The sequence below is a fragment of the Verrucomicrobiota bacterium genome (assembly GCA_037139415.1).
Lineage (GTDB): Bacteria > Verrucomicrobiota > Verrucomicrobiia > Limisphaerales > Fontisphaeraceae > JBAXGN01.
The window spans coordinates 1-23,290 of record JBAXGN010000081.1; the positions used below are offsets into that span (position 1 = coordinate 1).

At 58.5% G+C, this 23,290-nt stretch carries 23 protein-coding genes; 12 read left to right on the forward strand and 11 right to left on the reverse strand.

What is annotated here, in order from left to right; translation table 11 throughout:
- Positions 1-375: 375 nt before the first annotated feature.
- The 4 genes from WCO56_15180 to WCO56_15195 form a co-directional block, all read right to left on the reverse strand.
- Positions 376-975, reverse strand: a complete 600-nt coding sequence (locus tag WCO56_15180) for a hypothetical protein (protein MEI7730916.1) — start codon at positions 973-975, stop codon at positions 376-378.
- A gap of 234 nt (positions 976-1,209) precedes the next feature.
- Positions 1,210-1,923, reverse strand: coding sequence for a nucleotidyl transferase AbiEii/AbiGii toxin family protein (locus WCO56_15185; protein ID MEI7730917.1), 714 nt, complete (start codon positions 1,921-1,923; stop codon positions 1,210-1,212).
- Positions 1,898-2,122 carry a hypothetical protein gene (locus WCO56_15190; protein ID MEI7730918.1) on the reverse strand — a complete coding sequence of 75 codons (225 nt, stop codon included), beginning with the start codon at positions 2,120-2,122 and terminating at the stop codon, positions 1,898-1,900. Before WCO56_15190 ends, WCO56_15185 begins: the two co-directional genes overlap by 26 nt.
- Positions 2,123-2,931: 809 nt before the next feature.
- On the reverse strand, positions 2,932-3,348 hold the full coding sequence (locus WCO56_15195; GenBank protein MEI7730919.1) for a hypothetical protein: 417 nt from the start codon (positions 3,346-3,348) through the stop codon (positions 2,932-2,934).
- A 163-nt stretch (positions 3,349-3,511) separates the two neighbouring features.
- Between WCO56_15195 and WCO56_15200 the strand changes: the two genes are divergently transcribed.
- From WCO56_15200 to WCO56_15215, 4 genes are all read left to right on the forward strand, one after another.
- Positions 3,512-3,706, forward strand: a complete 195-nt coding sequence (locus WCO56_15200; GenBank protein MEI7730920.1) for a hypothetical protein — start codon at positions 3,512-3,514, stop codon at positions 3,704-3,706.
- 41 nt (positions 3,707-3,747) lie between these two features.
- Positions 3,748-4,542, forward strand: coding sequence for a hypothetical protein (locus tag WCO56_15205; protein ID MEI7730921.1), 795 nt, complete (start codon positions 3,748-3,750; stop codon positions 4,540-4,542).
- An 11-nt stretch (positions 4,543-4,553) separates the two neighbouring features.
- Positions 4,554-5,441, forward strand: a complete 888-nt coding sequence (locus tag WCO56_15210) for a hypothetical protein (protein ID MEI7730922.1) — start codon at positions 4,554-4,556, stop codon at positions 5,439-5,441.
- 267 nt (positions 5,442-5,708) lie between these two features.
- On the forward strand, positions 5,709-8,555 hold the full coding sequence (locus WCO56_15215; GenBank protein MEI7730923.1) for a hypothetical protein: 2,847 nt from the start codon (positions 5,709-5,711) through the stop codon (positions 8,553-8,555).
- Positions 8,556-8,770: 215 nt separating this feature from the next.
- Here WCO56_15215 and WCO56_15220 read toward each other — a convergent pair whose 3' ends face one another.
- On the reverse strand, positions 8,771-9,400 hold the full coding sequence (locus WCO56_15220; protein MEI7730924.1) for a hypothetical protein: 630 nt from the start codon (positions 9,398-9,400) through the stop codon (positions 8,771-8,773).
- A 25-nt stretch (positions 9,401-9,425) separates the two neighbouring features.
- Positions 9,426-11,564: a hypothetical protein gene (locus WCO56_15225; protein MEI7730925.1), complete on the reverse strand. Its 2,139-nt coding sequence runs from the start codon at positions 11,562-11,564 to the stop codon at positions 9,426-9,428.
- A gap of 780 nt (positions 11,565-12,344) precedes the next feature.
- Here WCO56_15225 and nadS point away from each other — a divergent pair.
- Together nadS and WCO56_15235 are read left to right on the forward strand one after the other, a co-directional pair.
- Positions 12,345-12,632, forward strand: coding sequence for a NadS family protein (gene nadS / locus WCO56_15230; GenBank protein ID MEI7730926.1), 288 nt, complete (start codon positions 12,345-12,347; stop codon positions 12,630-12,632).
- A 134-nt stretch (positions 12,633-12,766) separates the two neighbouring features.
- A complete protein-coding gene (locus tag WCO56_15235; GenBank protein ID MEI7730927.1) occupies positions 12,767-13,435 on the forward strand; it encodes a carbohydrate-binding family 9-like protein in 669 nt (222 codons plus the stop codon).
- Between the two features lie 13 nt (positions 13,436-13,448).
- On the opposite strand, the gene WCO56_15240 is transcribed toward WCO56_15235, so the two are convergent.
- From WCO56_15240 to WCO56_15255, 4 genes are all read right to left on the reverse strand, one after another.
- Positions 13,449-13,643 (reverse strand): FAD-dependent oxidoreductase, encoded by a 195-nt coding sequence (locus WCO56_15240; GenBank protein ID MEI7730928.1) that lies wholly within the window; start codon positions 13,641-13,643, stop codon positions 13,449-13,451.
- A 142-nt stretch (positions 13,644-13,785) separates the two neighbouring features.
- Positions 13,786-14,286 carry a hypothetical protein gene (locus WCO56_15245; GenBank protein ID MEI7730929.1) on the reverse strand — a complete coding sequence of 167 codons (501 nt, stop codon included), beginning with the start codon at positions 14,284-14,286 and terminating at the stop codon, positions 13,786-13,788.
- Positions 14,283-15,995, reverse strand: a complete 1,713-nt coding sequence (locus WCO56_15250; protein ID MEI7730930.1) for an FAD-dependent oxidoreductase — start codon at positions 15,993-15,995, stop codon at positions 14,283-14,285. Before WCO56_15250 ends, WCO56_15245 begins: the two co-directional genes overlap by 4 nt.
- Positions 15,996-16,060: 65 nt before the next feature.
- Complete coding sequence (locus WCO56_15255) at positions 16,061-17,434, reverse strand: FAD-dependent oxidoreductase (protein ID MEI7730931.1); 1,374 nt, start codon at positions 17,432-17,434, stop codon at positions 16,061-16,063.
- A 342-nt stretch (positions 17,435-17,776) separates the two neighbouring features.
- On the opposite strand from WCO56_15255, the gene WCO56_15260 reads away from it, so the two are divergent.
- The 6 genes from WCO56_15260 to WCO56_15285 all read left to right on the forward strand — a co-directional run bounded on the left by WCO56_15260 (position 17,777) and on the right by WCO56_15285 (position 22,833).
- Positions 17,777-18,457: an SGNH/GDSL hydrolase family protein gene (locus tag WCO56_15260; protein ID MEI7730932.1), complete on the forward strand. Its 681-nt coding sequence runs from the start codon at positions 17,777-17,779 to the stop codon at positions 18,455-18,457.
- A gap of 229 nt (positions 18,458-18,686) precedes the next feature.
- Positions 18,687-19,940 (forward strand): phosphoglycerate kinase, encoded by a 1,254-nt coding sequence (locus tag WCO56_15265; protein MEI7730933.1) that lies wholly within the window; start codon positions 18,687-18,689, stop codon positions 19,938-19,940.
- Between the two features lie 75 nt (positions 19,941-20,015).
- Positions 20,016-20,780, forward strand: a complete 765-nt coding sequence (tpiA, locus tag WCO56_15270) for a triose-phosphate isomerase (protein MEI7730934.1) — start codon at positions 20,016-20,018, stop codon at positions 20,778-20,780.
- A gap of 44 nt (positions 20,781-20,824) precedes the next feature.
- A complete protein-coding gene (secG, locus tag WCO56_15275; GenBank protein MEI7730935.1) occupies positions 20,825-21,217 on the forward strand; it encodes a preprotein translocase subunit SecG in 393 nt (130 codons plus the stop codon).
- Between the two features lie 369 nt (positions 21,218-21,586).
- Positions 21,587-22,204 carry a transposase gene (locus WCO56_15280; GenBank protein MEI7730936.1) on the forward strand — a complete coding sequence of 206 codons (618 nt, stop codon included), beginning with the start codon at positions 21,587-21,589 and terminating at the stop codon, positions 22,202-22,204.
- Positions 22,135-22,833 carry a hypothetical protein gene (locus tag WCO56_15285; GenBank protein MEI7730937.1) on the forward strand — a complete coding sequence of 233 codons (699 nt, stop codon included), beginning with the start codon at positions 22,135-22,137 and terminating at the stop codon, positions 22,831-22,833. The genes WCO56_15280 and WCO56_15285 overlap by 70 nt, the downstream gene beginning before the upstream one ends.
- 108 nt (positions 22,834-22,941) lie before the next feature.
- Here the strand turns inward: WCO56_15285 and WCO56_15290 are convergent, their stop codons facing one another.
- Positions 22,942-23,283, reverse strand: coding sequence for a dihydroneopterin aldolase (locus tag WCO56_15290; GenBank protein MEI7730938.1), 342 nt, complete (start codon positions 23,281-23,283; stop codon positions 22,942-22,944).
- Positions 23,284-23,290 lie beyond the last annotated feature (7 nt).

The window sequence follows — 23,290 nt, forward strand, 5'->3', positions numbered from 1 at the left end:
AGATACGCCGATTAGGCGCGCCACGGTTTGGGCGGGGGCGGGGGAAATGGCGGGGGGCGCGCTTGGCGGCGCGTCCAGTTGCTCGGTCGGAATGATACCCGAAACCGCAACCATTTGCCCGTAACGATCCATGTCGTTCCTTCTTTAGGTCCTTGCTGTAACGCGCAAAACTTATCAAGTCCTTGGCAGGATTCAACAAGATAATGCAGAAAAAAATATGAGTTATATTTGGCAATCTGCGCCGGGCTGAAAGCCCGTAATGTGACAGCTTGGGGTGAAGCCCCAAGGAAACGAAGAACCACCTGATTGCCGCCGCCCTGAAAGGGAGGGATGTTCCATTCCATGATTGCCGCCAGGGTAGGCCCGTTCCCCTGTTTAATATTTTAATTGCCCAGCAATTCCATCTGGGTCGGTTCCAAAAGCATTCCACAACCTCCAGTCCTTAACACATGGTTCGCTGCTGCCAATTGACAGGACCTGAATGCCAGGCACTGCTGGAGCCGCTTTTCCTTGCCTAACGGATTTACTGAAGTCATCACGTGTCACGAATCCACTTAATCTATACCAAAGCATTACTGCTTCTTTTCCATCTTTTGGAAGTAACTCCATCCGGAATGCACTTTCTCCGGGATACGGGCATATCGGTACAGTTCCAGCCATAGGTGGCAAATCGTATATGTCTGAATCATTGAGCCATTTCGGATGGTCAAACAAGTGCGCCAATTCATCCAATGTCATGCCTGGGTGATAATTCTGTTTTAATAGCTGCATGATGGTGATCCGCCGATTGATCACTGGGAAGCGATCATCGTTAGCGATGATTTGTAAGGCGGGTGAAAGCGCCTTTATATCTTTTGTCTTAAACAGTTTTAAATGGAAAACGTAAGGATCTGTTTGAGGATTAAGCAGCACAGTCTGCACACGCTGATGAATACACCCGACACTAGCAAGACATATTAAAATTACAATGCTCATCAGGACGCTATGTCGCTTCATAAATTCCTTTCTTCATAGCGGCTAACGGCAGTCGTATTCTTGAACGCCTTTCTCATTCCTGGTTTCCGCTGGCCAGTTGGTTTTCATGGTGCCGACCATCCCTAAAAAGGCCCCTCGGGTCAATGCGAAACAGCCTGTGGTTTGGTTATTGCTTGCCCCTATTTTGCGAGGGGTTCGATGGTGCATAATCGCGCATGGTTCGGAAGCTGCGGCTCATTCCGCCTCATCTCGCTTTTTCTGTTCCAATGCGGCAATGCGGTCAAAGACGGTGGTGGCACAGCGGGTGCAGGCGTCCTTGACCGTCTGCCAATTTTGCCACTTTTTGGAAAGGTTCTTGTATTCAGTCAACCGTGTCTCTTCCAAATCGTAAGGGAGGGGATTGGCCAGTTGAATCTGTAATTGCTGCAACGCCGATTCGTCGTTGCGCTGGGGATACAAACGGTCAAAATTCCGCAACGCTTCGGCGATCTTCTCCGCGCCGAGTTGTTCGGCCAGCGCCACAAAATCCAGGTAATCGCGCGTTGCATTCCGCTTCAAGATTAGCGCGCCTTTGATGCGCAGGATCTCCTCTTTTGTCGGCAAGGTGATCGTCTGCTCGCCATAATTGACGACCGTGGTTTCCAGAGGTTGCTCCCGAATCAACTGGCGAATGCCGGTTTCGATGCCGTCGAGGTTGCCCAGGATTTGAACCGGCCGCTGAATGCGCGCCGTCTTCCAGCCGGCCACCGACTCCAATTGCGCAAGGATTTCGTCGTAATGCTCCCGCAACCCCGGCAACACATGGTCCGCATCCCGCGAGAACCGGTGCCGGGCGTGGATGGCCGAGGCGGTCCCGCCCACCAGCACCGCCTCCGGCAACAACTGTTGCAGCCGTGCGGCGGCGGAGAGAACTTGTTCCCAATCAGGCAGCGAGGTGGGTTGCGGCATAGTGCATCCAGAAATGATAGCGTTGCGCGTAGGGATCGCCGATATGCGCGCGGCAAACCTTTTGAATTTTCTCCAAAACGGCGGGCTTGGCCAGGATTGCCAGGCGTAACTCCTCCCAATCCTTGCGTTTGCCACGCGCGATTACATCGTCAATGGCCGCAAGGCTCAACTCTTGATGGTTAAGATGCCGGTGAACCATAAACTGGTCTGTCTAATCATCCGCCACTTTCAAATCCGTAGTATCAATAGCGCTAGTATCCCGCCAAACCATCTGAAAGTCAAATTAGTCCTCTCGCCTCGTGACCAGCGCAACCAATGAGTGGGGGAAACTAAACGGGCATTTGAGATGGGATGGTAAGGAGCCGGGAATGATCAGCGTCAGCGTCTTAAAGAAGGAACATCACCAGTGCGCCAATTACTGATCCGATTGATGTAAGTGCGAACATCAAGGACAAGCCCCATTGTGCCATGAAGGCCAGTTGGTTTTCATGGTGCCGACCATCCCTAAAAAGGCCCCTCGGGGCAATGCGAAATGGACCATGGTTTGATTATTGATTGGCCCATTTCGACTGGTTATGCATTTGAGTCTACCTTTTCTTTGAACCACCCCACCGCGCGGCTCAGTCCGAAAACGAGCAGGAATACGAAAATGATGAAGCAAGGGGCGACAACCGGCGGTGACACAGGGAGAAGGCAAAAGAACTTTCCAACATAGACCTGAGAGGTTCCCTCACTCCACTGCACCAAACCGTAGGAGCCACCTCCGATGTCAATACGCCAGTCTCGAATGGGGCTTATCGTTCCCATATGTCTAACAGTATTCCTGAACGCCCGTTTCGCTCGTGGTTTCCGCTGGCCAGTTGGTTTTCATGGTGCCGACCATCCCTAAAAAGGCCCCTCGGGTCAATGCGAAACAGTCCGTGGTTGGGTTATTGAATGGTCCCGTTTCTGCTGTATTTGCTGGCGTCGCTTCGATCCGTAGCAATATAGCCTTTATTGTTCAGCCGGTCAGTCATGATTTCCGGGACCCCAAAACACAAAGGCGTAAGCCTCCGCCGAAAAGCGAACGCTAGCGGACTGCGCAACACGCTCCACAGCTTCAGCGAAGGTCACATTTTTGAGGTGCAATGTAATCTTCGGACCTGAAAGGGCCTTGGCGGGAACGTCTAAGATGCAGTTGACTTTTTTGTGGTTGGCGTCGTGCTGCTTGCTGGCTTCCTCCAATTTCAGGGCGGCTTCAGCCAGGGTAGCACCGGCCAGCCGGAATTCTGGCAATTTGATGCTGCTGGCTTTTTCCAGCAGTGCCGCTCTTGCCTTAAGGGCTGGGTCATTCGTCCCCACCCCTGCGACGATTGAGGACTCGCCGCCCAGGAGCATGCCTGTGACCAGCAGGGTCAGCCATAAGAGTGTAACAAGTTGTTTCATGGTTGCTCGGGCTGTGCTTTACAGTCTTCCTTAACGCCCTTCTCGTTCATGGTTTCCGGTGGCCAGTTGGTTATCACGGTGCCGACCATCCCTAAAAAGGCCCCTCGGGTCAATTTGAAAATTTGCTGGACGAGTTGGCGCGGGAGCGTCAGCGTGTTTGGCCATGCAGGTTGAATTGAATCGGATGAACATCGGACGGTTTTTAATGGCGGCCCTGGTTGGCCTCGGTTGGCTGGCGGGGCTTTCGCGCGCGGCGGAGCGTCCGGGCGCGCGGCCGGCCCCGGATTTGGCCAATGAACCGTACGGGCCTCATGCGCGTCATGTGCTGGATCTCTGGAAGGCCAAGAGTGAGTATTAAACGCTTTTACTTTTCTGGAGCCAGAGCTAACCTCCCGCCTGATGAACATGCGGCCAAGTCCAATCATAACCAGTTTGGTTTTCGCGGTGAGCCTGGCGACGGGAGCGTTCGCCGCCGAGCCGGCGCCCAAATTGGTGCCCGGCAACACGCTTACCATCACGTTCCCCGAGATGCCGCCTACGTTCTACGCGCTATACGCCAAGAAGGATTTGAAGGCGCAGATGACCGTGCTGCTGCCGCGGAACTACGATCCCGCCAGGAAACACCCGCTCCTGGTTTATCTGAACGGCGGCGACGGCGGCACTGGGGATACCCTCGGCGTCGCCCGCGGGATTTCCGGGCAGCAGGATTTCGTCTGTGTCAGCATGCCACTATTCAAGGCGGACAAGCCGTGGACCCCCGGCTTCGGATACATTATGGTCGAGCCGGACGGCAAATACATGTGGCCTTTCTTCAAGACGATGCTGGACAAGGTGGAAGCGCTTGTTCCGAACCTCGACCCGGCGCATCGCGTGCTGGGGGGCTTTTCCAACGGCGCGCACGCCACCGCGGCCTTGATCGATGGGTCGGATGGTGAAGTGAGCCGGCTTTTCTCGGCGTTCCTGTTCGTGGAGGGCGGCGGCAAGCTGAAGCACTACGACTGGCTGAAAGGCAAGACGGTGATGATGGTTTCCAGCAACGTCAAGTCCAAGCCGCGGGCGCAGCAGATTTTGGATGCGGCCATCGCCGCCGGCGCCAAGGGGACGTTCCTATGCGAAGACGTTGGCCAACATGACTTCCCGGTCGCGGCCTACCAAAAAGTGGGGGCCTGGTTGCACAACCCCGCGATGGAGTAACGAATACGCCTATGTTTTCACTCAAAAAGCAGTGTGCCCTGGCCACCTCGGTGCTCATCCTGTCCTGCGTGCTCGCAGTTCGAGCGGCCACCCCGCCGGCCACCCAAGCGCAAAAGGGCGGGGGAATTGCGCCGCCTCCCCCAGTTCAGACGGCCACGACCCACCCGATGAAGTACTACCTTTCACTGCCCAAAAACTGGTCCGCCAACCGGAAGTGGCCGGTGCTGGTGGCCCCCAGCGCCCATTACGGGGATAAGGGAGCCACCTTGGCCATGTTTGCGCGGGAACGGGATGCGCGCAAGGCCGAGTTCATCCTTGTGCAGCCTTTTGTAATCAATGCCGACCGGGTGGCCACCATGACCGAATATCGCGGCGCGGTCGCCACTGCCATTAGCGCCGCCGATGCGGCCACGGATGGACGAGACGAAGTCGCGCGCGGCAAATTCGATTCGGAGGGCGTCAGGGCGGTAATCCAGGATGTGCAAAGGCTCTATCATGGGGAGGAGAAGGTTTACATCACGGGTTTTTCGTCCTCGACGCATATTGTCTTCATGTTCGTCTTTGCCCACCCAGAACTGCTCAAGGGGGCGATGATCAATTCCGGGAGTTATGCGGGGCGCGGCGTGGATGAGGCACACATTCCGTTGCCAAATTCGCCGGAGCGTGCCCGGCTGGAGATTAAGGTGATCGTTGGCGAAGAAGATCGGGGGTACAAGTTTTACACGGAGAACTGGGCGGAAACCAAAACCAAGCTGCTCGGCTGCGGGCATCCGGCGGCGAAGCTGCAGTTGGAAATCATCAAGCAAGGCAACCCGGAAAAACTCAACCCGAGTCATGGCTGGTATCCGACGCGGATCATGGATTTTATCATCGGCGTTGAGCAGAGCTTACAGAAGTGAAACAGCGTGTGAGCGCCACTATTCGGCTTGAACTGATAGCAGAACAACTTTTTGGGACGTTTCCTCTTGCTGGGGAGAGGATTTTCATTGTCCGGCTGAGGGAACAGGCATAATCGCTTCACTTTCTTCCGGGTGATTCCGCTGCACTGGGAACACCCGATCCACCGCTTCCAGCTTGAACCAAAACGAGCTTAATGCAGCCCTGGGGGGATAGCATGGGCAAAACTCGTGCTCGCCATAAATCCTGGCAGTCATTAGAGTGTCGGCATGAATCGTTTATTTATCCTGGTAATTTGCGGCATCGCTCTGGTCACCGTGGACGGGGCGGAAACTACCAGCCCCTGGACCACGGTTATTGCGCCTGCGGGCGGAGCGCGGCTGGAGCGCGGCGGCAAGGAATTTGGCACGCTGGTCGCCGGATTATTCGAGGCGCCCTGGCGGTCCGCGAGCATGAGCGCGGGCAAGGCTGGCGAAGCGCCGCAGGGCGGCGTGCATCGCGGTCAGATTCTCGCTCCGGGCGGTGCGGTTGTGGACGTGGAGATGCGTGTCACCGCGCTGGCGAACGGCGCCCAGTTCGATTATCGCCTGACACCGCGGCAGACCCTGAAACTGAATAGCCTGCATATCAGCCTGACCCTGCCTTCCCCGCTTTGGGCCGGTGGAAGTTTTGTGGCGGACGGACAGACCGGAACACTCCCCGCGCAGTACAAGAACGCCGGCTTGCGCTCCGGGCCAACTAAATCCCTGGCGCTCACCAGCGCTGCTGGAGCAGCCCTGCGGCTGGACTTTGCCCAGACGACCACTGTGCTGGTGCAGGATGATCGACAGTGGGGCGAGACGTTTTCGGTGCGCATGGGCCCGCAATTCAGCGGCACCGAGGCATGGCCGGCGGGCAAGACCCTGACGCTGGGTTTCACGCTCAGCTCGGATACCGGATTGAAGCTGGAGGAGGACGGGCCGGTGACCATTCGCGCGGGTGCGGATTGGCTGCCGCTGGACGTGGACCTGGACATTGAGCCCGGCTCGGCGTTGGATTTCAGCACGGTGGTGCCCCATCATTCCCCCGCCGGCAAGTTTGGCCGCGTGCTGGCCAGTCCGCAGGGCAAGTTCACGTTCGAGAAACGCCCGCAGACGCCCGAGCGTTTCTACGGCATCAATCTCTGTTTCTCCGCGCTATCGCTCTCGCACGCGGAGTCCGATCGCCTCGCCGAACGGCTGGCGCGGCTGGGTTACAACTCGCTGCGGGTGCATCATTACGAAGGCGAACTGGTGGACCGCTCGCCGGGGACGGGTGTCCAATTGAAGGCTGACAAGCTTGAGCTTTTCGATTATCTCTTTGCGGCGCTCAAGCAGCGCGGTATTTACATCACCACTGATCTGTTTGTTTCCCGTCCCGTCCCGGCCGCCGCCATCTACGAGGGCGAACCGGGTAACATCGGCATGGATGAATTCAAGATGGCTGTGCACGTCAACGAGCGTGCGTTCGCGAACTACCAGGCCTTTGCCCGGACGTTGCTGGATCACCAGAACCCCTACACCAAGCTCCGCTATGCCGATGATCCCGCGCTGGCGTGGCTCAGCCTGGTGAACGAGGATTGCCCGGGCAATTTCATCGGCGGCCTGAAGGGCAAATTGCGTGACGACTGGCAGCGCGCCTGGAATCGCTGGCTGGCGGCCCGGTATCCGAATCGCCCGGCGCTGGTGCAGGCGCTCGGCAAGCTGCCGGACGACCAGGACCCGGCCAAGGGGAATGTGCCCCTGCAAAACGTGTATGCGGGCTCGGCCGCCGCCACGCAGTTCAACGTGTTCCTGACCGAGACCGAACGTGATTTCGTGGCACGCACCCGCAAGTTTCTGCGCGAGGAATTGCGCTGCCACGCCTTGCTGACCGACCTCAACGCGTGGACCAATCCGCTTCAGATGCAGGCGGCGCGCGGGGATTTTGACTATGTGGACGACCATTTCTACGTGGATCATCCGCACTTCATGGAACGGCCGTGGTCGCTGCCGTCGCGTTGCGCCAATACCAGCCCCATTGCTGGAGGGGCGTCGGGCGGCCGGGGCTGCGCCTTTACGCGGGTGTATGGCAAGCCGTTCACCATCACCGAATTCAACTATGCCGCCCCCGGTCGGTTCCGTGGGGTCGGCGGCATCCTCACAGGCGCCTTGGGCGCGGTCCAGGATTGGGATGGGATCTGGCGCTTTGCCTATAGTCACAGCCGCGACAGCCTTTCACGCCCGGGTGCGTTGAATTATTTCGACGTCGCCACCGATCCGTTGAACCAGGCCGCCGAACGTGCCAGCCTTTGCCTCTTCCTGCGCGGCGATCTCGCGCCAGCCAAACACGCGATCGCGATCACCGCTGATCCCCGGGCGCTGTTGGATTCTCCCAAGTCGTCCCGCGACAAGACCCCGTCGTGGCACGCCTTGGCCTGGCTCACCCGGGTGGGCTGGACCCTTGGCACCGAAACCAAACCGGCCCCGGATGTGCTCGCGCTGGCGCTCACCGGCGGCGAGAGCGATCCGTTTGCCAACGGGACGGACAAAAAGATTCTCGACCAGTTCCGCACGCGCGGCTGGCTGCCCGCCGGCAACCGGACGGATGTTGCGAAGAACCTCTTTCAGAGTGAAAACGGTGAGGTCACGATTGACGCGCCCGAGAATATCCTCACGCTGGACACGCCCCAGACGGCCGGGGGCTTTGCCCCGGCGGGCCGGAAGATCATGACGCGCGCGGCCACCATCGAGATTACCGAGACGGACGCCACCGTCTGGGTCAGCAGCCTGGATGGCAACCCGATCGCCACGAGCAAGCGGCTCCTGATCACCCACCTCACCGATCTTCAGAACACGGATATTCGTTACGGCGACCGCGCCCGACAGGTGTTGCTGGCGTGGGGCAAACTCCCGCACCTGGTCCGCGCCGGACGCGCCACCATCAACCTCCACCTCAAGGATGCCAGCCGCGCCAAGGTCTATGGCTTGACGACCAGCGGCAAGCGGTTGGGCGAAATCCCCGCGAACGCCCAAGGCGCGGAGGGGCTTTCCATCCCCCTCTCCGTTACCGCCAACGACAAGGCACGGATGCTGTACGAGGTGGAGATTGGCCGGTAATTTTGACGGCGAGAAGGTTCAGTTTGATGAACCTTGTCAACTCCAGGTTGATGCCCGCCTGGTTGTGCTCGTGCTCCCGGAGGACGATGAGCGTACTGCGTGGTCGCGCTTCTCCACCGGACAGTTGGCCAAGGCCTACAGTGACCAGGAACCGGAATACACAGTTGCGGATCTGCGGCCATGAACGAAGGGGACATTACGCTCGCTCCGCTGCCTCAGTTTGGTTCCACAGTACTCGCTTTCAGGTCGTCGAAGAGAATCGAGTCGCCGCCTGCGAGGAACTCAATTTCAGTCTTGTCCACGTTGATGCCGGGATGGCGTCCTTTGAGGGTGGCGTGCCCTTGCAGTGTGGCGCTGAATTCCTCGCCCTGAACCACAGCGGTGACGGCATACCATTCGCCGGGCTTGAGCTTTAGCACGGCCTTGTCGAGCACCACGGCCTTCTCCGGCGTGTCCTTCGGCAAGTTCGGTTTGTCTTTCGTGATCGTGATGCCGGTCGGGGTGATGGTGACCCGACAGAGATTGCCGAACTTGTTTCGCAGCAGCAGCATTGCGGTGTTGCCGCCGGCGAACTGAAAGCGAAATTGGATCACGGCATCGTGATACACACGCTGGCAGGCGATCCCTGCTGCATGTTTGCGCTCCGGCGTCTCGGTGCCCTTGAGCGCACCATCCGAGACCGTCCACTTCCCCGCGCCCCAGCGCCATTTCGCCGTGGCATCGGGCCGGGAGAAATCTTCATCGACGATCAGTTGCCCCGGTTTAACGGGCAAAGGCCCTTCGGCGGCCAGCAGGGTGAGTTGTCCCGCCAGAACAACGGCAAACAGTGATATGATGTGTTTCATGATTTTATCGTTATGAGGACGCGCTTCATTGGCTCGCATTCCCGGATTGATCCACCGCCACCACCTTGTAGAACGCCCCCGGAACCGGCGTCTGGTCGGTAAAATGCGTGGCAATCGTCGAGGCGATCTGCTGGTCAGGTGCAGGCGTAAAATCGGCGCGCGGGCCACGGAACACGCGATAGTAGCAAAAATCGGCGTCGCCACTGGGCTGCCACATCACGATTTTTGCGCCCGCATCCGCCGCGCTCACGCTGAGGCCGCGTACCGGGGCGGGAGGGGTATTATCGTAGGCAGTCGTGTAAATCACCAGCGTTTGCGGATCAAGGGTATCGCGCAGGGCGTCGGCCAAAGTCAGCGTCGCCACCGGCCCCGGCAGGTCGCCAAAGGGATGCTTCTTCACGTGGACCGCATCGTAAAGGTATTTGCGGAATACCAGCGGCTGGGAGTGCTCAATGGGCAGCTTGATCTCGACCGGCATCGCCGCCTTATAGCGATTCACCACGGCGATGGACCAGCGTCCGTCGGCGTGCCGCACGGCACCAGCACGCAACCATGGATCCTTGGTTTCCACCGCCACCGCCTGTGCCGGGCCGCGGAAAAAGCGCACCAGCGGGCCATACGCGTAATGAATGTCACGCGTTGACAGGTCGTCGCCGCTCCACTTCGTCAGTCCCCATTTGTTCGCGTAGGTTTTGCCAACGGTGTCCGGAAAATCCATAAAGGTCCAATAGCCGATGGCCTGGACACCGGCGTTGAGCGATGCAATCGCGGCCTCGGCAAGTTGCAGGCCCACGAACGGCTCCAGCGGCGTGTCGAAATACACGCAGGCATCCATCTTTTTGCCGTTGATGGTGCGGCCGTCGCACTTCGCGCCAAATTCGCCGAGGATGAATTCCTTGTGTTTGGCGTGCGCCACCTCCACGATGCTTTTCAGGCGGCTCTCGAACCACGCATAAAAGCGCGGGTTATCCGGCGCGTATTCGCTGAAATAATGGTGCCCGCCATAGACCGCCGTAATTACATCCATGTTCTGAGCCGCCCATTCGATGGTGCTCCAATTCGCCAGCGGCGAGGCGTCGGTGGCCAGCAGGCCAATAGGCAACTTGCGCGCCTTGAATTCGTTGAACAATTCCTGGTGGTAATCCTTGAACTTCGGCAGATCGTTGAGCAGCGCGCCCCAGCGCCCCATCTGCATCTCGTTGCTCAGGCAATACAGCAGGATGTGATCGGCACCCTTTTGCCGGAACCATTCCAGTCGGTCGGCGACTTTTTTGGCATAGGCGCGGCGGGCCTCCCCGGGTGGCACATCATCCGGATCCCATGCCGCCATGTAGATTTGCGTGCCGGTTTCCTTCATGCGCCGCAGGTGATCGGCGATTTCCTCTTTCTGCTCCGGGGTCCATCGGTTGCTGTCGTTAAGCCGCGCGAACGACGGGTTGATTTCCCGCCAACGTTTGTACACCACTTCATTTTTCAGGGTGTCGCTCATCGGATGCGTGTGATGAAACGCGTGAAAGCCCATGCCCATAAACTGCGGCTGCGTGATGGTGTCGGGGTGAATCGTGATAATCCGTGTCACGTTGCCCAGATCGGGCAGCGGGGCACCAGCTCGCGTGCGTTCCAGGCGAACCTCGTCGAACCACGCCGTACCCCGCGCATGCAGGATCAGCCCGACGCGCACCGCCACGGCATTGCTCGGTGCCGTGCCCTCAGCCGTGAGCCGTTGCCACCCTTTCGCGCCGTTTTCCAGGTTCACCGTGCTATGCGCGATGCTGGCACGCTGGTTTTTCGCATCGAGAAACTCCAGGCACATATAGGCCCCGGTGCCATCCCGCGCACCCTCGGTCCGCACCCACACCGAAGCCTGGAACTCATCGTCGTCAATGGCCGGAGTGAAGGTTTTGGAATACTGCTGCCACGATGGCGTCCCCTCGGCGGGAATCGTCAACCGGGCTGCGCCGTTACCGTTGTGACCGACGGTGGGATCATGCGTGAATTGCGCCTTGCCTTGCGTCTGCCAACCGGCGAGGCCATCCCGGAAATCGCTTTCAAACTTCAGGTGGGAATCACGCGAAGTGCCGGGCGCAGACTCGGCAGCGCTAAGTGGCGCCAGCGGCGCCAGCAACAGGGCGGCAACCGCAAAACAAATCGAGCGTAGGTGCATAGATGCGTGCGCAAACACTGGTTGAACTCACAGCAAAAGGCAAGTCCGCAAGTCTTTGCCATGCAGTATTGTTCACACGTGAACTCTGGTTGGACCGGTTTGGTTTATCCCTTTGACGCATGGCACAACCAGCCTGGCAACGTCAACTCTGGGTTCGATCTCGAATTGCGTCGAGCACCCGTATGAACGCTCCGCAGACCGCCCCCGCAAAAGATAGCGCCACGCAAAGCAGCAACAGATCCTGCTTCAACATAATGCAGCCAAAGAGGGCACTCATACCAAGCATGACCATTATGTGAATGAACCACAGACTACCCAGGACGTTGCGGAAGATTTTCTTCATAAGGTTGTCGTACTAACTATGCAGCGGGACGCTTTGGTTGAATAGCATCATCAGAACCAAGCCGAACCGCAAAACTACAGATACTTGGTCTTTTGCACCGTCCGCCAAAGGCTACATCCCGTGGAATGAAACGCATAGGGTGACCCTACGCACCCAAGGTATTCCGGGCAAGTACGGAAAATCCCATCCCAAAGCCCCGTAGAGGCGACATGACCGACCCGGGCAAAGCAACTCATCTTAAAACATATCTCCCCGGTCCCGTCCCCGGAGAACGGAATCAAAGAGTTGGGGGTCACCCGACGCTCCGCCTACGATGCAAGATCATCGAAAGCAATCGAACGGCAGCATTCCGAGGGTTGACATATATACGCCAATGGCGTACATTATTCAGGAATGGAATTCATTGAGACGCCGACGTTCACCAGGCTTGGCCATGTATGAAAAAAGAATTATTTAAGCAACTGACGGAGAGCCTGCAGGAAGCAGGTCAGATCAAGCGGGGCGCGTTGAAGCCCGCGCGCGTGTTCCATGTGGACCCCAAGAACGACCTGGTAAAGGTTCGCAGCAAGCTGGGATTGTCACAAGCGAAGTTTGCCGGTCTGTTGGGAATCAGCGCGGACACACTTCAAAACTGGGAGCAGGGACGGCGTGAGCCGACCGGGCCAGCAAAGATATTGCTCAAAATTGCGCTGAAGCATCCGAACCTCCTCATGGAGGTTGCATGACGGAGGTTTTTCATTCGTGTGAATTGGCGTCATTCGCGGGCAAATTTCGTCCTCATTTTCTGCAAAGAGTACCCACTCTATTGCGAATGTTTGTCCATTGCGCTTTGGCATGTTTTTTGGTTTCCTAATTGGCCATGCGATTACCCATTGATGTGAAAACCTTAGCGCCGCAGTGCCTAACCCTGCTGCTCATGCTGACCGCGTTGTTCGCGGGCTGCACGACGACGCCTCACCGCGGTGTGACGATCTCCGATTTCACGTATCCGTGGTCAGACAAGCCGGCACCGAAAACCGAGTGCCGCCTGCATACCGATGCGGAGCGGCTACATTTCACCTTCACGGTTGAAGACCGCGACATCATCGTGAGCCGGCGCTGGACCAACGAAACCACGGTCGCCAGCGAGGACCGGGTGGAACTCTTTTTCGCGACGGATGAGGAGCTGCGCCATTATTGGTGCATTGAGATTGACCCGCTCGGCCGGGTGCACGACTACGCGGCCAGCCATTACCGGAAGTTTGACAACGACTGGAATTGCCCGGGGTTGAAGAGTTCCGCGCACCGCACGCCCGACGGCTATTCCGTCACCGGCTCCATCCCGCTGGCGACGCTTTCGCAGTTGCTCGGCCGTCCGATCGCGCGCGGCAGCGAAATACGCCTGGGCCTATTCCGCGCCGACTTTTACGGCACCGGCGCCAGCGCCCAAGGCCTGGTGAACGACGACTGGCTGAGCTGGGTGCGCCCCACATCGTCCAAGCCTGACTTTCACGTGCCCAGCGCGTTCCGGATGTTTGCGCTGCCATGACCAGACTGCCTGGCTAGCCCAAGCAAGCGCCCTGTTTCACCAGCAGGCTGTGAAGTTGGGCCACATCCACATCGCGCGGACGACACTTGCTCTGGATGGACAGCCCCGCCGCGGCCCCCGCCGCATGGCCGGTCAGCAGACAAGTGGCAATGAGACGCATATCCTCGACCATGGGCGTATCCACATCCAAACAACGTCCGGCAGCGATGAGGTTGTTTTAACGCCCGCCTCCTCCACCATCTCGTCCATCATGATTTTAGTGATCTCAGTTATCCAATTATGAGGCGGGCTGCAATGAGTGATTTCCTCATTCGTATTTCATGGTTGTTCCGGTTGCTTTCATGCTGCCGTCATTGCCAACGTTTGGTCCTTTTGCCGTGGACGGCCAAATCACTGAGAAACAGTTCCATTTTCGCCGCGCCCCCGCCCAGGTCCGCCCGTGACTGCGGTGGGTGACCGGAATATTCGCTGATCGCCGTGTGCTTACGCTGAAAATGGGTCTCCTTTGGGCTGCGGTGAATGTTGCTGTTCACCTCGCCCCAGAACGCTCCGACTACCCGGGGCTTGTCGAGATCCTGCACGACCACAATCTTCGGGCCGGAGACGCTGGCCACGTAGCGGCGGTACTCGCTCCACGCCCTGGGATTATTCCTTGGGTGGGCGGGGTTGCTTGGCTCGAACACCACCGTGATCGCGCGGCCGACCATCGGCCCCATCTGCGGCATGAAATCGCGGGTCTCCTCGACGTTGAAGCTTGTCACCGCAATGTCATGGCGCGTGATCTGCTCCCAGCCATTATAGATGGTGGGCGTGTTCCAGCGTTTCAGTTGGAGCATGTCTGCGTGGGTCATAATTTTTGTCCGTCGTTTACCAGGCGTGCTTTCAGCCGGGCGTAATCCACTTCCTGTACCGCCACGCCCGCATCCATTGCCAGGCACGCCGCCGTCGCTGCGCTTTGGCTGGTGACCATGAACACAGGTTCCATGCGGATACTGGCGAAGGCGCTGTGGCTGGCGCTGAGCGCAAAGGTGACAAAGAGATTCTCGCACTCGCTGCGCTTCGGCACAATGGCGTCGTAGCCGATCTGATACGGGCCGAAGCCACCACGGCCGGTCCCAATCTTGCCTTCGCGAGTCACGACGCCGTCCTTCACGATGCGGCGGATCTCGTGGCAGTCCGTGCCATAACTGCCGAGGCCGACGGACTTCGGGGCGATCTGCCGGCCAAAGGTGTGATGCTCGGTCATGACGAAGTCGCCCACCATGCGCCGGGCTTCGCGGATGTAGAGTTGGTGCGGCCAGCCACCGGTTTCGGGGAACTCATCCTTGGGCAGCCCGAAACGCTGCATGTCCTGGCGCACCTTCTCCGGCACGCGCGGGTCGGTGGCGAGGAAATGCAGGAGGCCGCGGTGGTAACCCTGCTGTTCCTGCGCGAGTTTTTCCCGCTCGGCATAGCTGGCCTCCGGCCAGGCATGGCTCGCGCCGGGCAGATTGCCGCCGAAGGTCGCCGTGTTGAAATCCCATTTCTGATTTGGCAGCTCGTCATGCTTGGAAAACCAGCGCAGGTCCATGGCGTCGCCGTTCGCCTGGCACGCCTCGATGAAACGCACGACGATCTCGTAGCGCTTTGCCTCATAGTTCGGCGGCGGGGTGATGGGCAGGCGATCCGCCGCCGTGCTCAGGCAGAGACGATAACAATAGGCCTGCACGCCGGGCGCAGGTGCGCCGGGCTTGCCGGGTTCACCTGCCTGGACCAAAGGGAGCACGCCGCTCTTGGGATCGCCCTTCACCACATATGGGTCGAGCGGGAAGTCGCGGTCCCACGCACCCTGCCCGCCTTTCACCCGCCCATTCGGGCCCGGCTGCAAATGGCCGGTGCGCGGCTTGTATTGCGGGTCGTAGTAGATGCCATTATAAACCTCGCGATACGTCGCATTGCCCTCGCGCAGGAGCGTGTAGCTCACGCCGGCCTTCGCCATCAGATCCCCCTCATACGTCGCATCCAAAAACATCTTCGCGCGAAACACCGTGCCATCCTCGGTGACGAACTCCGTGATGCGCGCCCTGCTCTTCCTGACGGAAGCGAGCCGTGCCTTGAAGTGAACCTTCGCGCCCGCCTCCCGTGCCATGGCATCAAACACCTGCTCCGCCTGATGCGGCTCAATGGCATACGCGCCGCCCGTGCCGTGGCCGCTGCCGCCTTTGGCTGCATGGGGCTGCTCCCACTGCAGCGTCTTGCCATAGGCCGCGACGAGCCGTGTGAAATACTCCCGTGCGATGCCGCCGACACTGCGCGGATCCCCGATGTCCACCGCGCTGAGTCCGCCGCTCGTCATCCCGCCCAGATGTTTGCCCGGCTCCGCAATCACCACCGTCTTCCCCATGCGCGCCGCCTGCACCGCCGCCGCGACCCCGCCGCTGGTGCCGCCATAGACGCAGAAATCGGCTTCGATGATGCGTAGCGGCTGCGCCTTGAGCGCCAGCAGCGGTGCCAGTAGGATGGTGGCGATGAATACTAAAACTCTGCGGGAAAGGAACATGGCAGAAATGTTTGCTGGCATACAATTGCTAATTCAACCATGCAAAAGCATGAACGGGGCCAAACAAGCAAAGTCTTACCCATTCGTTAGCCCAGGTAAGCGCCTTGTTTCACCAGCAGACTGCGAAGTTGGGCCACGTCAACCTCGCGCGGACGACACTTGCTCTGGGTGGACAGCCCCGCCGCAGCCCCCGCCGCATGGCCGGTCAGCAGACACGTGGCGATGAGACGCATATCCTCGACCATCGGCGTATCCACATCCAAACAACGTCCGGCAGCGATAAGGTTGTCCACCTTCCTGGGCACCAGCGCGCCGTACGGAATGGCAAAACCAGGCTTGCTCTGACTGGCACCGTAGGTGCCACCGATGGCAATTGTATCGGCCGCCCGCTTTCCGGAACGCGCCTCGGCCTGGGTCATCTTCCGTGTGCCGGCCAACAACCGCGTGATGCGCACGCCGATCTGCGGGGCGGTTTGAAGCAGAAACACCTTGTCGCCTCCAGGGCTCTGGCGGATTTTCTCGATCCGCTTCCAAATGCTGCGCCGGTGCTCGACTTCCAGGCGGCTGAGTTCGCCAATATTCAATCCATCCGTGCTTGGGCCGCGCAGGTTTACCCAGCGCACACTGGATAGCGGTTCAATCGTGCCAAGATTCTTAAACCCCGCAGCTTTCAGCTTTTCCATATCGGCACGATCCGCGTTGCCGACCCGGTGCACCAGGCCGATGGCGTGCAGGCGTTGCTCGTGCTCCGCCCCGGCCGCGGCAAAAACATCCCCGTCGCCGGTGGCGTCCACGACCACCTTGGCCCGGATGGCCTGGCGGCCCGCCTTGCTTTCAAGCACCACGCCACACACCGCATTGCCGTCCATCACCACGTCGGCCACCCAGCAATGGAAGAACATCTTTACACCCGCCTCCTCCACCATCTCATCCATCATGATTTTAGTGATCTCAGGATCGGTGGTTGGATCCGGCCGGCCGACCCGGTTGGTGGACCCCTCGGGATGGCTGGCAATGCGCTCAAGCAGTTCGTCACCCACGCCGCGCACCACTTTGGTCAGCACGCCATTTTCAGTCGCGTGGGTCGGGTAAACCAGCAGCACCAGCCCGCCCGCCCAAAGGCCGCCGAGATATCCGTAACGCTCGACCAGGGTGGTCTTCGCTCCCGCCCGGGCGGCAGCAATGGCCGCAGTAAAGCCGGCGGGGCCGCCCCCCACAACGAGCACGTCGGTCTCGTGCATGACCGACAGCGGACGTTCGGGCTGAATGATCTTGTCGCCCACCAGTCGGGCCGGGTAACGGTCACGCGCCGTGACCGGGACCACCGTATTTTCCCGCACCGCACCCTGCTTGGCGTTTTTATCCGCTTCGTCGGCGACCAAACGGGTGGCAAAGGGCGCGCCGAACCCGGCGGCAGTTAAAAGCTTGAGCAGTTGGCGGCGGTTTAAATTCGTGTTCATGGAGGTTATTTATCCAATTATGAGGCGGACTGCAATGAGTGATTTCGCGATTTTCTCATTCGTGCTTCATAGTTTAGCATTGAAAGGCGTCACGTGAATGTCGTCCAGTTCAATCCCTTTCTCCCCGCCCCAACTCTCCGCAGTCTACTTTTTCAAGCCCCACAGAGTTCAAAGTCGAAATGGAAAGGCGGTCCCCTAAAACACCGGTTGCGCAGCATTCGGTGTGGCGGAGTTCAGATCTGGCCGTTGTCCAAATCTGGGGGATTGATCGTTCCTTCGCTGGGCTCTTGCCAAACAACAATCGGCTTGCCGCGGGTGCCTGTCTGGGTTTATTGTCGGGCCATGAAACGCATCACGTTTTTATGGTCGTTGGTTGGCTGCCTTATCGTTGCACCGTGGTTGGTCGCCCGCGGGGCTGAGCACAACTTCGCCAAGTGGGAAAAGGATATCTCGGCGTTTGAACAGAAGGATCACGCCACGCCGCCGCCGAAAGGCGCGGTGCTGTTCATCGGGTCTTCGACTATTCGCATGTGGAAAACGCTTGCGCAGGATTTCCCCGGTCAGCGCGTGATCAACCGCGGATTTGGCGGGTCGGAAATTGTTGATTCCACGCACTTCGCCGAGCGGATTATCTTCCCCTACGAGCCGCGGATGATCTTCCTGCGCGCCGGGGGCAACGACATCAATGCCGGGCGGTCTCCCGAGCAGGTTTTTGCCGACTTCAAGGATTTCGTTGCCAAGCTTCACGCGAAACTGCCGGCCACCGAGATCGTATTCATCGGGCTGTGTCCATCCGTCAAGCGTTGGAAGAATGCGGAGAAGGAAAAGACACTCAACTCGCTGGTCGCGGCCTACGTCCAACAGACGCCGCTCACGAAGTACATCGACACTTACGCGATGTCGCTGGGCGCCGATGGCCAACCGCGGCCCGACCTGTTCATCGCCGATCAACTCCACTTCAACGCCGCCGGTTACCAACTGCTGGCCGAACGGGTTCGCCCCTATCTGCCGAAGACCCCCTGAGTCGCGCCCACCGTGCCTTCGGGAACGTCACGCTAGATATTGGCTTCCGGGTTGGACGGGCGGTCAACTGACCAAGCGAGGGTACATTTTGGCACCATGGCTTTTGGATGGTTCATTTTGGGCTATTTTTTTGCACTTAATTTTGCAATAAATCGCTTTGACTCAGGGGCGGAGTTCGTTATTCTCACGCCTTTATTTAGGATTTAACCAACTAAAGAAAGAACGACTTATGGCAAAGCTGACTGTTAACGATATTGATGTCCGGGGCAAACGCGTGTTTATGCGCGTGGATTATAACGTGCCCATGGAAGAAAAAGACGGCCAGATGGTCGTCACGGATGTCACCCGCATCCAGGAAACGCTGCCCACCCTCAAGCTGCTCATTGAAAAGGGCGGTAAACTCATTTTGTCGGCGCACCTCGGTCGTCCCGATGGCAAGCGCGAATCCACCATGTCCTTGGCCCCGGTGGCGGTCAAGCTCCAGGAAATGACCGGTCGCAACGTGACCTTTGTGGATGATTGTATCGGCGAGAAGGTTGAAACGGCGGTGGCGGCCATGAAGGATGGCGATATCGTCCTGCTGGAAAACGTTCGCTTTTATGCGGAAGAAGAGAAGAACGATCCGGCCTTCTCTGAAAAGATGGCCAAGGTGGCGGATATTTATGTGAACGACGCGTTCGGTTCCGCCCATCGCGCGCACGCCTCTACTGAAGGGGTGGCCCGCGTGGTCGCCAAGCGCGGTGGCAAATGCGCCGCCGGTCTGCTCATGGAACGCGAACTCAAGTTCCTCGGCGATGAACTCGACAAACCGGTGCGTCCGTTTGTGGTCATCCTGGGTGGGGCCAAGGTCTCCGACAAAATCAAGGTCATTGACCGCCTGCTCGAAAAGGCCGACTCCATTCTCATCGGTGGCGCCATGGCGTACACCTTCCGCCTGGCTCAGGGGTACAAGACCGGAAAATCCCTGGTGGAAGCTGATAAGGTGGATATTGCCAAGTCCGCCCTCGCCAAAGCCAAGGCGAAGAATGTGCAATTCCTGCTCCCGGTGGACGACGTGGTCGCCACCCCGGTGAAAACCGAAAAGCTCGACAAGAAGGGCAAGCCAGTCATCGAATTCCAAAACCCCACGGTCAGCAGCGACCTGAACTGCCCGGACAACGCGGCGGGTCTGGACATCGGCCCGGCGACCGTCAAGGCATACTCGGACGTGCTGGCCAAGGCCAAAACGGTGCTGTGGAACGGCCCGATGGGGCTGTTCGAGAACAAGGATTTCGCCAAGGGCACCTTCGCGGTGGCCCAAGCTGTGGCGGATGCCACCCAGAAGGGGGCCAAGAGCATCATTGGCGGCGGCGACAGCGTGAAGGCGCTGAACAAAGCCAAACTCGGTGATAAAGTCACCTTCATGAGCACTGGCGGCGGTGCGAGCCTGGAATTCCTGGAAGGCAAGGTCCTCCCGGGTGTCGCAGCCCTAAGTGAGAAGTAATCCTTAAATTTATGACGGGTCACCCGCATGATGGGGGGCCCGTCCTTAACTCAAACATTCAAATTTAATAATAACATGGATAAAACACGCAAACTCATTATCGCTGGCAACTGGAAAATGAACAAAACCGTTGCTGAAGCGTTGCACCTCGTCAATGATCTCAAGCGCGAACTCAGTTCGGTGAAGGAAGTGGACATCGTGGTCTGCCCGCCGTTCACCGCCTTGAGCGACGTTTCCAAAGCCATCCTGGATTCCAATCTCCGCCTGGGCGCTCAAAACATGAGCGAAAACGGCGTGGGTGCGTTCACCGGCGAAATCGCCGCCGTGATGCTCAAGGAATTCTCGGTGCGTTATGTCATTCTCGGCCATAGTGAACGCCGCCAGTACCAGAAGGAAAGCGACGCGCTGATCGCCAAGAAGGCGCTGGCGGTTCATGCCGCCTCGTTGAAGCCGATCGTCTGCGTTGGGGAAACCCTCGCGGAACGCGAAGGCGGCCTGACCAACCAGGTGCTTGAAACCCAGGTCACCGGCAGTCTCGCTGGCCTGAGCAAGCAGCAGATGGATGAAACCATCGTGGCCTACGAACCCGTGTGGGCGATTGGCACTGGCAAGACTGCCACGACCGCCCAAGCGCAGGAAACGCATGCGTTCATTCGCAGCGTGCTGGCCAAGATGTATGATGACAATACCGCCCGCAAAGTGCGTATTCAATATGGCGGCAGCGTGAAGCCCAACAATGCCCGCGAACTCATGAGCCAACCCGATGTGGATGGCGCGCTGGTCGGTGGCGCGGCCCTCGAGGTCCGGAGCTTTGCCGATATTATTAAAAATTCTATTTGATTTCGGCCCCAAAGCCGCTACCTTACGCGTCTTTGAATTGAATTATGTCACTGTTTATTACATTGTTGACGGGTGTGCTGGTGATTGACTGCATCATTTTGACGTTGTTGATCCTCATGCAACTTCCCAAGAAGGAAGCGGGTCTGGGGCAGGCGTTCGGCTCCGGCGCCACAGATGCGTTGTTTGGCGCCGGCAGCGGTAACGTGCTGACGCATGCGACCACGTGGGCGGCGGGCATTTTCTTTGCGCTTGCCCTGTTGCTCACCATCCTGGGTGCCCACTCCAACTTGAACAAGAAGCGCACGCGCGACTTGGAACAAGGTTTGGCGAACCGCCCGACCAAGATGGTCACGCCGCCCGCTCCCGCAGCCACTCCGGCGCTGCAATCCACCAAGTCCACCAACGCGATACCGCTCACTGTCAGTACCAACAAGTAAGCGAACGGCCAGACTTTTCAGAACGCCTCCTGATTCATTCGGGAGGCGTTTTTGTTTGGGTGGGATGTTTAAAACCGAAATCCGAACACCGAATTCCGAAAGAAGTCCGAAGCTCGAAAACCGAACCAGAGGTCAACGAGCGAAATTCAGGATCTCAAATTCAGACAGATGGCAGATAGAGCATCCCCCATTTCTCAGCTTGATAGCGATTTGGAATTATCATCGATATTTTTCCTGGCAGAGGGTGTTAGGAAATTCGCTGCAAGTTGTTGAGGTTGAATAAAGAGGATATAAAAAATTGGGGTCTCATGGAATTGCTGGACGCGCGCGTATTTTTAGGGTAGCCAAAAGCCGGATTCGCGACTGCCAATGACGGGAACTGCCGAACTGCTGAACCTGATCGCGCCGCATGTTCCGGACACCTTTATCAACGACTTGCTGCCACCAGGGTGCGGCCGCGGGCGCCGAACCTTGTTCAGCGCCGCGCAACTTTGGCGGGTCCATTTGCTAAGCTTGCTGACGCCAGCCCGCACCTTCAATCTGCTGGTCAAACTACTGCCTGAACAGCGCGCCTGGCGACGCTTTGCACACCTGAGTAATCGCGCTGCGGTGCCCGACGTCTGGATGCTGAACCAGTTTCGGGAGCGGATCGGGGTGGCGGGCTTGCGGCGGATCAACGACGAACTCCTGCAGCCCTTATTACCCCGTCACACCCCGCGCCAGTCCTTGGCGCTGATCGACGCGACCGACTTGGCGGCCGCCTGTTCGGGACACAAAAAAAGACCACGGGACAATACTCCGCGGCCCATGCGGCGCTCGGTTGTCGGACTTTCAAGTTCGGCCAGAGTCAATTTTTTGTCGGCTACAAGAAGCACACTTTCCGACTGTGGCTGCCCGCCTATCAACGGGGCATTCTCTTGGTACCGCTGGTCAGTTGGGTCGCCCCCGCCAATGTTTCCGAAGGCGTTTTTCTCAAGCCCAGCGTGACGTATGGTGTCCGCCGTTGGCAGTGGCGTCCGGACATGGTTGTCGCTGATATGGGCTATATCGATGCTGCCACCAAACGTCACCTGCGCGAAACGTGGCAGGTGGCCGTGGTGACACGACTCCGGGAAAACATGCACTTGGTGCCTCCGTTTGAAACCCCGCAGCCCGCCACCTGTCCGCAGGGGCAGTCCTTGACCTGGCTGGGCTACGAGGCGGCGGATCAACGCCATTGGTTTGGGGTGACGGAGCCGCAGCCGTTGTGTGACTGGTGTTGGGAAGCGTCCCAATGTGCCAGGCAATTTGACCACTCGCCAGCAGACCATGAAACGCTCTTGGGCTTGATTCCGATGAACACGCGGGTCAGCCAACGCTTATGGCAACAAGCCCGCCCGTGGATTGAACCGACACAGTCGTATGAGAAAAATCAATTGGGGTTGAGCGGGGGCTTTCTCAACAGCCCGCGCCTCACGTGGACCATGGCCTTGCTCGCCGATGCGGCGGTTTTACTGCGCGCACGGGTGCTGCTGGAGCGGCCTGTGGTTGCCCCGCCCATGCATGAATTATCCCCACGGCAATTGACCTTGGAATTGGGGTTGGAAATGCAAAAAGAACTGTTCGCCAAAAAATGAAATTTACAGATTTTATGCGGGAAACACTTCGCATTTCCTAACACCCTCTGGCATTTTTCTGCCAATAAATTTTTCTGCAAAAATCTTCCGACTCGGAATTCGGTTTTCTCACCGTTCCACCTTCACCGCCACCCAGCGGGCCTCCGGCAAAATGAATTTCTTCACTTCCACCGTCACGCGTTGCGGGCCGTAATCTTGCAGGATCAGCGTGGCGAGGTCACACGCCAGGGTTTCGATCAGCTTCCAGGAACGATCTTCTCCAAAATGCAGGAGCCGCCGGGAAACGGCATAGTAATCAATGGTTTTCGTCAGGTCATCCGTGGCGACCGCCGCTGGGAATGGGTGCTCCATGGCCACTGTGAGCAACAGGCGTTGTGCTTGGGCGCGCTCGGCTTCCGGCACGCCCACCCGGTAAAAAACCTCCAGTTCATGGATGGTGATGGTGTCCATAGGGGTA

What these genes read in the sequence shown, in the direction of transcription:
- WCO56_15195 (MEI7730919.1), bottom strand. Translation starts at nt 3,348, where the DNA reads ATGAAACAACTTGTTACACTCTTATGGCTGACCCTGCTGGTCACAGGC.
- WCO56_15235 (MEI7730927.1), top strand. Translation starts at nt 12,767, where the DNA reads ATGCGATTACCCATTGATGTGAAAACCTTAGCGCCGCAGTGCCTAACC.
- WCO56_15185 (MEI7730917.1), bottom strand. Translation starts at nt 1,923, where the DNA reads ATGCCGCAACCCACCTCGCTGCCTGATTGGGAACAAGTTCTCTCCGCC.
- WCO56_15265 (MEI7730933.1), top strand. Translation starts at nt 18,687, where the DNA reads ATGGCAAAGCTGACTGTTAACGATATTGATGTCCGGGGCAAACGCGTG.
- WCO56_15205 (MEI7730921.1), top strand. Translation starts at nt 3,748, where the DNA reads ATGAACATGCGGCCAAGTCCAATCATAACCAGTTTGGTTTTCGCGGTG.
- WCO56_15210 (MEI7730922.1), top strand. Translation starts at nt 4,554, where the DNA reads ATGTTTTCACTCAAAAAGCAGTGTGCCCTGGCCACCTCGGTGCTCATC.
- WCO56_15255 (MEI7730931.1), bottom strand. Translation starts at nt 17,434, where the DNA reads ATGAACACGAATTTAAACCGCCGCCAACTGCTCAAGCTTTTAACTGCC.
- WCO56_15180 (MEI7730916.1), bottom strand. Translation starts at nt 975, where the DNA reads ATGAGCATTGTAATTTTAATATGTCTTGCTAGTGTCGGGTGTATTCAT.
- nadS (MEI7730926.1), top strand. Translation starts at nt 12,345, where the DNA reads ATGAAAAAAGAATTATTTAAGCAACTGACGGAGAGCCTGCAGGAAGCA.
- WCO56_15215 (MEI7730923.1), top strand. Translation starts at nt 5,709, where the DNA reads ATGAATCGTTTATTTATCCTGGTAATTTGCGGCATCGCTCTGGTCACC.
- WCO56_15245 (MEI7730929.1), bottom strand. Translation starts at nt 14,286, where the DNA reads ATGACCCACGCAGACATGCTCCAACTGAAACGCTGGAACACGCCCACC.
- WCO56_15190 (MEI7730918.1), bottom strand. Translation starts at nt 2,122, where the DNA reads ATGGTTCACCGGCATCTTAACCATCAAGAGTTGAGCCTTGCGGCCATT.
- WCO56_15290 (MEI7730938.1), bottom strand. Translation starts at nt 23,283, where the DNA reads ATGGACACCATCACCATCCATGAACTGGAGGTTTTTTACCGGGTGGGC.
- tpiA (MEI7730934.1), top strand. Translation starts at nt 20,016, where the DNA reads ATGGATAAAACACGCAAACTCATTATCGCTGGCAACTGGAAAATGAAC.
- WCO56_15260 (MEI7730932.1), top strand. Translation starts at nt 17,777, where the DNA reads ATGAAACGCATCACGTTTTTATGGTCGTTGGTTGGCTGCCTTATCGTT.
- WCO56_15220 (MEI7730924.1), bottom strand. Translation starts at nt 9,400, where the DNA reads ATGAAACACATCATATCACTGTTTGCCGTTGTTCTGGCGGGACAACTC.
- WCO56_15225 (MEI7730925.1), bottom strand. Translation starts at nt 11,564, where the DNA reads ATGCACCTACGCTCGATTTGTTTTGCGGTTGCCGCCCTGTTGCTGGCG.
- secG (MEI7730935.1), top strand. Translation starts at nt 20,825, where the DNA reads ATGTCACTGTTTATTACATTGTTGACGGGTGTGCTGGTGATTGACTGC.
- WCO56_15200 (MEI7730920.1), top strand. Translation starts at nt 3,512, where the DNA reads ATGCAGGTTGAATTGAATCGGATGAACATCGGACGGTTTTTAATGGCG.
- WCO56_15250 (MEI7730930.1), bottom strand. Translation starts at nt 15,995, where the DNA reads ATGCCAGCAAACATTTCTGCCATGTTCCTTTCCCGCAGAGTTTTAGTA.
- WCO56_15280 (MEI7730936.1), top strand. Translation starts at nt 21,587, where the DNA reads ATGACGGGAACTGCCGAACTGCTGAACCTGATCGCGCCGCATGTTCCG.